The 9,176-nt window shown below is 68.4% G+C and carries 6 protein-coding genes; 4 read left to right on the forward strand and 2 right to left on the reverse strand.

Annotation, left to right across the window (positions count from 1 at the left end):
* Nucleotides 1-44: 44 nt before the first annotated feature.
* A complete protein-coding gene (locus ABZW18_RS23150; RefSeq protein WP_356190355.1) occupies nt 45-1,076 on the forward strand; it encodes an alanine racemase in 1,032 nt (343 codons plus the stop codon).
* A 160-nt stretch (nt 1,077-1,236) separates the two neighbouring features.
* On the opposite strand, the gene ABZW18_RS23155 is transcribed toward ABZW18_RS23150, so the two are convergent.
* A complete protein-coding gene (locus ABZW18_RS23155) occupies nt 1,237-2,724 on the reverse strand; it encodes a glycosyltransferase 87 family protein (protein ID WP_356190358.1) in 1,488 nt (495 codons plus the stop codon).
* A gap of 92 nt (nt 2,725-2,816) precedes the next feature.
* Nucleotides 2,817-5,447: a transglycosylase domain-containing protein gene (locus ABZW18_RS23160; RefSeq protein ID WP_356190361.1), complete on the reverse strand. Its 2,631-nt coding sequence runs from the start codon at nt 5,445-5,447 to the stop codon at nt 2,817-2,819.
* Nucleotides 5,448-5,803: 356 nt separating this feature from the next.
* On the opposite strand from ABZW18_RS23160, the gene ABZW18_RS23165 reads away from it, so the two are divergent.
* From ABZW18_RS23165 to ABZW18_RS23175, 3 genes are all read left to right on the forward strand, one after another.
* Nucleotides 5,804-6,535, forward strand: a complete 732-nt coding sequence (locus ABZW18_RS23165; RefSeq protein WP_356190363.1) for a helix-turn-helix transcriptional regulator — start codon at nt 5,804-5,806, stop codon at nt 6,533-6,535.
* Nucleotides 6,536-6,585: 50 nt separating this feature from the next.
* Complete coding sequence (locus tag ABZW18_RS23170; RefSeq protein ID WP_356190366.1) at nt 6,586-7,668, forward strand: inositol-3-phosphate synthase; 1,083 nt, start codon at nt 6,586-6,588, stop codon at nt 7,666-7,668.
* Nucleotides 7,669-7,776: 108 nt separating this feature from the next.
* On the forward strand, nt 7,777-9,060 hold the full coding sequence (locus ABZW18_RS23175; protein WP_356190369.1) for an MFS transporter: 1,284 nt from the start codon (nt 7,777-7,779) through the stop codon (nt 9,058-9,060).
* Nucleotides 9,061-9,176: the final 116 nt, after the last annotated feature.

The raw sequence follows: 9,176 nt of genomic DNA on the forward strand, positions 1-9,176 counted from the left end.
TACCTCCTATACACCGCAGATACGAGAGAGGTTCCGGACCGGCCATGGCGCTCACCCTCTACGTCGACACCGCGCGCTGGCGGGCGCACCAGCAGTCGGTTATCCAGCAGTTCCCCGGGATAGTCCCGGTCTGCAAGGGCAACGGTTACGGCTTCGGCCACGAGCGTCTGGCCGAGGAGGTCAGCAGGTTCCGGTCCGACATCATCGCGGTCGGCACGACGTACGAAGCCGCTCGGATGAAGGACTTCTTCGGCGGCGACCTGCTGGTCCTCACCCCCTTCCGGCGCGGCGAGGAACCGGTGCCGCTACCGGACCGGGTGATCCGCTCGGTGTCGTCCGTCGAGGGCGTGCACGGCCTCGTCGGCGCACGGGTCGTCATCGAGGTCATGAGCAGCATGAAGCGGCACGGCGTGAGCGAGCAGGACCTTCCCATGCTGCACGCCGCCATCGAGGACGTACGACTGGAAGGCTTCGCCATCCACCTGCCGCTGGACCGCACCGACGGCTCCGACGCGGTCGAGGAGGTCATCCTCTGGATGGACCGCCTGCGCGCCGCCCGGCTGCCGCTGCACACGATGTTCGTCAGCCACCTCAAGGCCGACGAACTCGCGCGTCTCCAGCAGCAGTTCCCGCAGACCCGCTTCCGGGCCCGGATCGGTACCCGGCTGTGGCTCGGTGACCACGACGCCACCGAGTACCGCGGCGGGGTCCTGGATGTCACCCGCGTCGCCAAGGGCGACCGCTTCGGCTACCGCCAGCAGCGAGCCGCGTCCGACGGGTACCTGGTCGTCGTCGCCGGCGGCACCTCGCACGGCGTGGGCCTGGAGGCCCCGAAGGCGCTCCATGGCGTGATGCCGCGTGCCAAGGGCGTGGCCCGGGCCGGTCTGGCGACGGTCAACCGCAACCTCTCACCCTTCGTCTGGGCGGGAAAGCAGCGCTGGTTCGCCGAGCCTCCGCATATGCAGGTGTCGATCCTGTTCGTGCCGAGCGACGCGCCGGAACCGAAGGTGGGCGAGGAGCTGGTGGCGCACCTCCGGCACACCACGACCCAGTTCGACCGGGTGGTCGACCGCTGAGCTCCGCGGCGGAAGCTCCCGCCACTGAACCCGGGCCCGAGGCCGCAACTCCGACTCTCGCGGCGTCGGGCCCTTTCCCTGAGCAGCCGGTCGGTCCTGAGCAGCCGGGCGCTGGAAGGCGGGCGGCGAAGCCGACCGGCCCGCCTGAGCCGGAAACGGCTCACTCCATGGGAGCGGACTGCGTCATCCCGCCCCGCTGGGCCCCCCACCGCACATATGTCCCCTCGAAGTGCGCCGCCGCGTGCCGGGGCTGCCGCCGCCGGCCGAGCACGACCACGTCCGCGGCCCCGTCCAGCACCCCGCCCGAGGGGTCGTCCGAGCCGTCCCGGCGCACCACGTCCCGCTCCGGCAGCAGGACGTCCCGTACCACCACGGCGCACAGATACAGCGTCCCCAGCAGGTGCAGCAGGATCGCGAACTGGTAGCCCTCGGGCGGCAGCCCCTGGTGCTTGTCGCCGCTCGAGGTGTACGCGAGGTACATCCAGATGCCGATGAAGTACATCACCTCGCAGGTCTGCCAGATCAGGAAGTCGCGCCACCGTGGGCGCGCCAGCGCCGCGAGCGGAATCAGCCACAGCACGTACTGCGGCGAGTAGACCTTGTTGACGAGGATGAAGACGGCGATGACCAGAAAGGCCAGCTGGGCGAAGCGCGGTCGCCGGGGCGCGTAGAGGGCGAGGGCGCCGATACCGGCGCACAGCAGCAGCGTGAGCGCCGTGGCCCACGCGTTCGCGCCGTCCAGCGGGTTGCCGGTGCGCTGCGAGATGATCAGCCAGAACGAGCCGAAGTCGACCGGCCGCTCCTGGCTGAAGGTGTAGAACTTCTTCCACCCCTCCGGCGCTAGGGCCATCACCGGCAGGTTCACGACCAGCCAGGAGGCGGCGGCAGCGCCTGCCGCCATTCCCCATGCCCGCCAGCGCCCGGCACGCAGGCACAGCACGAACAGCGGTCCCAGCAGCAGCACCGGATAGAGCTTGGCGGCGGTCGCCAGGCCGATCAGGACGCCCGCGGCGAGCGGCCGGCTGCGCGACCACATGAGCATCGCGGCGGCGGTGAGGGCGACCGCGAGCAGGTCCCAGTTGATGGTGGCGGTGAGCGCGAAAGCGGGGGCGAGAGCGACCAGCAGCGCGTCCCAGGGGCGGCGGCGGTGCGTACGGGCCACGCAGACGGCGACGACCGCGGCGCACACCATCAGCATGCCGGCGTTGACCAGCCAGTAGATCTGCTCGCGGTCCTGGATGGAGCCGCTGTGCGGGGTGAGCCAGGAGGCGGCTTCCATGAACAGCCCGGTGAGGACCGGGTACTCCAGGTACTCCATGTCGCCCGGCAGCCGGTCGAAGTACGGGACCAGGCCGTCGGCGAATCCGCGGCCGTTGTAGAGGTGCGGAATGTCCGAGTAGCACGCGTGCGTGTACTGGCTGCCCGCCCCGAAGAACCAGCCGCCGTTGTAGCACGGCAGCTTCTGCACCATGCCCAGCGCAAACATCGCAATGGCCACGAGTGCGATGATCCGCACCGGCGTCCACCAGCCCGCCCCGAGCAGCGCGCGACGGCCGACCGGCCCGCCGATCAGCTCGCTGCCGGCCGCGGCCACCTCGTCCTGGACGGTCGGCCGTACGGGCTGCCGGTCCTCGTGCACGCTCGTCATGGGCCACATCCTGCCGTACGAGTCCGTACGACGGAGCCCCCGCCCGGTCGGACCGGGCGGGGGCTGTGTCGGCTGCGGTGGCGGGGGAGAGGTCAGTCGCGGCGTGTGCCGGTCGGGCCTCCGAAGATTCCGCCTCCGTCGGGATTGCCGTTCCCGTTGCCCGGGGGCGACGGGGAACCCGAGGACCCGGAGTCCGTACCGCCGTCGGCTCCGGCGTCGGCGCCGTCACTGGTGCCACCGCTCGTCTGGCACTGCGGGTCGAAGACGCTGCAGCTGTCCGTCGGGCTCGGCGAGGTGGACGGCGTACTGCTGGGCGACTCGGACGGGGACTCGGAGGGGGTCTCCGACGGCGTCACGGACGGCGTCGGGGTCGGGGACGGGCTGGCGCCGTTGCCGAAGATCTTCTCTCCGATCGGCTCCGGCTTGGGGAAGGGCATGACCCTCTTGCCCTGCATGGCCTTGCCCATGTAGTCGCCCCAGATCTCGGCGGGGTACGAGGCACCGTGGATGCTCTTCTCACCACCCACGCCGTACATCTCCAGGAACTTCTGGCTCTTCGCCTGGTCGTTCACCCGGAACATGCCGATCGCGGTGGACAGCTGCCGGGTGTAGCCGGCGAACCACGCGGACTTGTTGCCGTCGGTCGTACCGGTCTTGCCCGCCACCGGCCGGCCGGGAAGGCGGGCCGAGGTTCCGGTGCCCTTCTCCACCACGTTCTTCAGGACATCCGTGACATTGTTCGCCACGTTCTCCGTGATTCCCGGCTTCTGCTTGGCCTTGTAGCGGAAGGCCTCGCCGTTCTTGTTCTCGACGTATTCGACCGAGTACGGATCGACCTGCTTACCGCTGGCCGCGAAGGTGGAATACGCCCCGGCGAGCCGGATGGCGCTGGGCGCCGAGGTGCCGAGCGAGAACGACGGTGTGATCGAGGCGAGCTGGTCCTCGTTCAGGCCCGAGCGGATCGCCGCTTCCTTCACCTTGTCCGTGCCGACGTCCATGCCGAGCTGGATGTACGGGGTATTCACGGAGAATTGCATGGCCTTACGGAGATCGATGGGGCCACGGTCCTCGTTCCCGTCGTTCTTCTGGTGCCATTCCCTGTTGTGCTCGTCGAGCCAGACGGAGCCGTCGTAGTCCTTGAGCGTCAGCTTGTTGTCGCCGTCGTAGATACTCGCCGGCGAGACCAGCTTCCGTTCATCCGGTCCCTGCTGACGCTCGCCCTTCGGGTCCCGCTTGCCGTCGGTCATGGCCGCGGCCAGCACGAAGGGTTTGAACGTGGAGCCGACCTGGACACCGGTGTAGTCGGCGTTGTTGGTGAAGTGCTCCGTGGCGTCCTTACCACCGTAGATCGCGACGATCTTGCCGGTGTGCGGCTCGACGGACGCGCCGCCGAATTGGACGTGATTGTCCACCTTGCGCTGTTTCGGGTCGAGGTTCTCCTTGGTGACCTTCTTGACGGCTGCCTCGAGCTGCCCGACCTTCTTCTGGTCGAAGGTGGTGTGGATCTCGTAGCCGCCCTTGTCCAGCTGCGCCTTGGTGATTTTGCTGTTGGCGACGACGAAGTTGTCGGCGAGGTTGATCAGGTAGCCCTTCTGGCCTGCCCTGTCCGTCGCCGGCTTCGGCTTCTCCGGCATCGGGAAGCGCTGCTTCACCCACTTGTCACGCTCGGTGGCAGACATCCGCCCGACCTCGACCTCACGATTGAGGGTCCACTCCCAGCGCTTCTGCGCCCGGTCGGTGTTCAAAGCGGCGGTCGCGGTGGGGCCTTCCCCACCGACAGGGTCGTAGAGATTTGGGCCGTTGAGCACCGCGGACAGAAAGGCGCTCTCGCTCGCGTTCAGGTCTTCGCAGTCTTTGTCGTAGTACGCCTGCGCCGCCGCCTGGATGCCGTACGCACCGCGTCCGTAGTACGCGGTGTTCAGATAGCCCTCGAGGATCTCGTTCTTGTCCTTGGTGGCGCCGACCTTTATGGAGATGAAGAGCTCGCTGAGCTTTCGCTTGACCGTCTGGTCCTGGCTCAGCATGGCGTTCTTCACGTACTGCTGCGTGATCGTGGAACCACTCTGGGTGCTGCCGCCCATGGCCATATTGACCACAGCCCGGGCGATGCCCACGGGGTCGACGCCGGAGTCCTCGTAGAACGTGGCGTTCTCGGCCGAGATCACAGCGGACTGCATCGACTTCGGGATCTTGGCGATCGGCACGATCTGACGGTTCAGATCGCCACCGCCGGCCACCGCCATGCGCTTGTCGTTCGACCAGTAGTAGACGTTCTTCTGGGTCTTGGCCGCGTCGTTGAGGTTCGGCACATCCACCCACGCCAGCGCTACGCCGGCCGCGAGGACGATCAGGCCGAAGAAGCCGATGCAGGACCCGATGACCTGCTTCCACGACGGGACCCAGCGGCGCGGACCGTACCGGTCCGAGCGCGGGTAGTCGATCAGCCGCTTCTGCTGCGGCTCACGGGCCGCCGCGCGGCCTCGCCCTCCGCCATCGTGGCCGACGGCTGCTCGCCGTCGGCCACCTCCGGTCCGCTGTGCGGCGCGGCGCGCCTCCGCGCGGCCGCCGTAAGGTCGCTGATCACCTGCCGGGCCCGCGGCGGACCCGGTGGCGCCGCGCTGAGGCGCGGCTCGGCGGCCGGACGGCGGCTGCTGCGCGCCGCGCCGTGCCGCGGCGCGTCCACCACCCTGTGGCTGAGGTGGTTTGCGACGGTGCTCGCTCATGGAACTGCTACTCCTCGGGCAGGCGCTGCCGCCTGAAGGCGACAGATGACTTCCGGTCCCCCCGAAGTGCGGCCCTGCCTCTACGGGCGGCAGGCCGCACTGCACCGAGGACGAGGACGCTCCAGGGTGTCTCGCGGTTCCCGTTGGTCTGCATGGCGCACAGACTACGCACGGCCAAAACCCACTCAGCGCGTATCTTCACCCCAAATCAGTCATGTTGATTCGTACGAATCGGTGATGTGACGCCGTTCACCGTGATCCCTCTTGTCGCAGCCGGACGACCGTTCTATCGTCTGGATGTATCGAGTCGATACATCACGTCGGTATAAGGGACGAAGAGGCAGGGGAGGCGGAGGATGAGCAGACGCTCCGGCATCCTCGAGTTCGCCGTTCTCGGTCTGCTCCGCGAGTCCCCGATGCACGGTTACGAGCTGCGCAAGCGGCTCAACACGTCGCTGGGCGTCTTCCGCGCGTTCAGTTACGGCAGCCTCTACCCCTGCCTCAAGACTCTGGTCGGCCAGGGATGGTTGATCGAAGAGCCGGGCAGCGCGCCCGAGGACGCGCTCGCCGCGTCGCTTGCGGGCCGGCGGGCGAAGATCGTCTACCGGCTGACGGCGGAGGGGAAAGAGCACTTCGAGGAGTTGCTCGCCCACTCGGGTCCCGAGGCGTGGGAGGACGAGCACTTCGGCGTCCGCTTCGCCTTCTTCGGGCAGACCTCGCGGGACGTACGGATGCGGGTGCTCGAGGGGCGCCGCAGCAGGCTGGAGGAGCGCCTCGAGAAGATGCGAGCCTCCTTGGCCCGGACGCGCGAGCGGCTGGACGACTACACCCTCGAGCTGCAGCGGCACGGTATGGAGTCGGTGGAGCGGGAGGTCCGCTGGCTCAACGAATTGATCGAGAGTGAGCGGACAGGGCGTGATCAGCGCCGATCGGGCACAGAGGGCGCCGGGTCGGTGCCGGGGCCCCCGTCCGGCCCCGCCGAGCAGAGCGCATCACAGGAATCTCAGAACCAGTCAGGGAGCACGGGCGGCCTGCCCCGGGACCGGGGTAGCTCCCGGCCGGATCCGTCCGACGACACCGCCAAGTGAGGTCCTGCATCGGGCAGGGCTTCGTCGAGTACACACAGGGAGCAACCGGAATGGGTTCGGTTCGCGTAGCCATCGTCGGCGTGGGCAACTGCGCCGCCTCGCTGGTGCAGGGCGTCGAGTACTACAAGGACGCCGACCCGAACAGCCGCGTGCCGGGTCTGATGCACGTGCAGTTCGGCGATTATCACGTCCGTGATGTCGAGTTCGTGGCCGCCTTCGACGTCGATGCGAAGAAGGTCGGGCTCGACCTCGCGGATGCCATCGGTGCCAGCGAGAACAACACCATCAAGATCACCGACGTGCCGTCCACCGGCATCACCGTGCAGCGCGGTCACACCCTCGACGGTCTGGGCAAGTACTACCTCCAGACCATCGAGGAGTCCTCCGAGGCCCCGGTCGATGTCGTCCAGATCCTCAAGGACAAGCAGGTCGACGTTCTGGTCTGCTACCTGCCGGTCGGCTCCGAGGACGCCGCGAAGTTCTACGCGCAGTGCGCCATCGACGCCAAGGTCGCCTTCGTCAACGCTCTCCCGGTCTTCATCGCCGGAACCAAGGAGTGGGCGGACAAGTTCACCGAGGCAGGCGTTCCGATCGTCGGTGACGACATCAAGTCGCAGGTCGGCGCGACGATCACGCACCGTGTGATGGCCAAGCTGTTCGAGGACCGGGGAGTCATCCTGGACCGCACGATGCAGCTGAACGTCGGCGGGAACATGGACTTCAAGAACATGCTCGAGCGCGAGCGCCTGGAGTCCAAGAAGATCTCCAAGACGCAGGCCGTCACCTCGCAGATCCGTGACCGCGAGCTGGGCGAGAACAACGTGCACATCGGCCCGTCGGACTACGTCGCCTGGCTGGACGACCGCAAGTGGGCGTACGTGCGTCTCGAGGGCCGCGCGTTCGGCGACGTCCCGCTGAGCCTGGAGTACAAGCTCGAGGTGTGGGACTCCCCCAATTCCGCCGGCGTCATCATCGACGCGCTGCGCGCCGCGAAGATCGCCAAGGACCGGGGCATCGGGGGCCCGATCCTCTCGGCCTCCTCGTACTTCATGAAGTCGCCGCCGGTGCAGTACTTCGACGACGAAGCGCGTGACAACGTCGAGAAGTTCATCAAGGGCGAGGTCGACCAGTAACTCCCCCGGCACGGCTCGGCGCGCCGACACCGCGCCGATCCTGGCTTCTGATCACGGACCTCCGGGCAATCCGCCTGGGGGTCCGTGCGCTGTGTGAGGCTGTGCGCCATGGCTGTTCTGCGTGATCTGCGGGTGCTGTTGCGGCTGCGCGGCTTCCGCCGGCTGCTGGCAGTGCGTCTGCTGTCCCAGTCCGCCGACGGGGTCTATCAGGTCGCGCTCGCCACCTATGTCGTGTTCTCACCCGAGAGGCAGAGTTCACCGGCCGCCATCGCGTCAGCCATGGCCGTGCTGCTGCTGCCCTACTCCCTGATCGGTCCGTTCGCGGGTGTTCTCCTGGACCGCTGGCGCCGGCGCCAGGTCCTGTTGTACGGCAATCTGCTCCGGGCCGTACTGGCTTCCGGCACGGCCCTGCTGATCATCGCGGGGGTGCCGGACTGGCTGTTCTACGCCTCAGCGCTGTCGGTGACCGCCGTGAACCGCTTCGTCCTGGCGGCTCTCTCCGCCGCCCTGCCCCGGGTGGTCGACAGCGACCGTCTGGTCGTCGCCAATGCGCTCTCGCCGACAGTGGGGACACTCGCCGCCACCGCGGGCGGCGGGCTGGCCTTCGCCGTACGTCTCGCCGGCTCGGATTCGGATGCGGTGACCGTGCTGCTCGGCGCAGGACTGTATCTCTGCGCGGCGCTCGCGGCGCTGCGGATGGCACGAGGGCTGCTGGGTCCGGACCCGGAACTGGTCCGGCCCCGGCTGCGAGAGGCCCTCGGAAACACCACCCAGGGGCTGACCGCCGGACTACGCCACCTGGCCGAGCGCCACGTGGCCGCGCGCGCCCTCGCCGCGATGACACTGATGCGCTTCTGCTACGGCGCGCTGACCGTGATGGTGCTGATGCTCTGCCGGTACGCCTGGTCGAACAGCGAATCCCATGGGCTTGCCCTGCTCGGCCTGGCCGTCGCCGCGTCGGGCGCGGGGTTCTTCGCTGCGGCAGTGGTCACACCGTGGGCGGTCGACAGGCTCCGGACGGCCACCAGGCTGAGTCCGGATGTCCAAGTCCGCTGGGTGATCGTCTGCTCGGCCGCCGCGGCCGTCCTCGAGCCCGGCCTCGGGCTGCCCTTCGAACCCGCGCCGATGCTGGTCGCCGCATTCGTCCTGGGCCTGATCACCCAGGGCGCGAAGATCGCCACGGATACGGTGGTTCAGACCTCGGTGGACGACGGCTTCCGCGGCCGGATCTTCTCGCTCTACGACGTGCTCTTCAATGTCGCCTTCGTCGCGGCCGCCGGGGTGGCGGCGCTCATGCTGCCGCCCGACGGCCACTCCCCCCTGCTGGTGGTGACGGTGGCCCTGCTCTACGCAGCGACCGCGGTGGCCACGAGCAGATCCTGGCCGGCATAGCCGAGGGGCTGTGTTGTTCGTGGGGATCAGCGCGTCGGTGTCGGCGACGGCGGTCACCCCGGGGTGCCTGGCCGTGACGCGGTCCACCGACTCGGCCCGTACGTCCGTGATCACGA

The sequence above is a fragment of the Streptomyces sp. NPDC004647 genome (genome assembly GCF_040609575.1).
GTDB lineage: Bacteria > Actinomycetota > Actinomycetes > Streptomycetales > Streptomycetaceae > Streptomyces.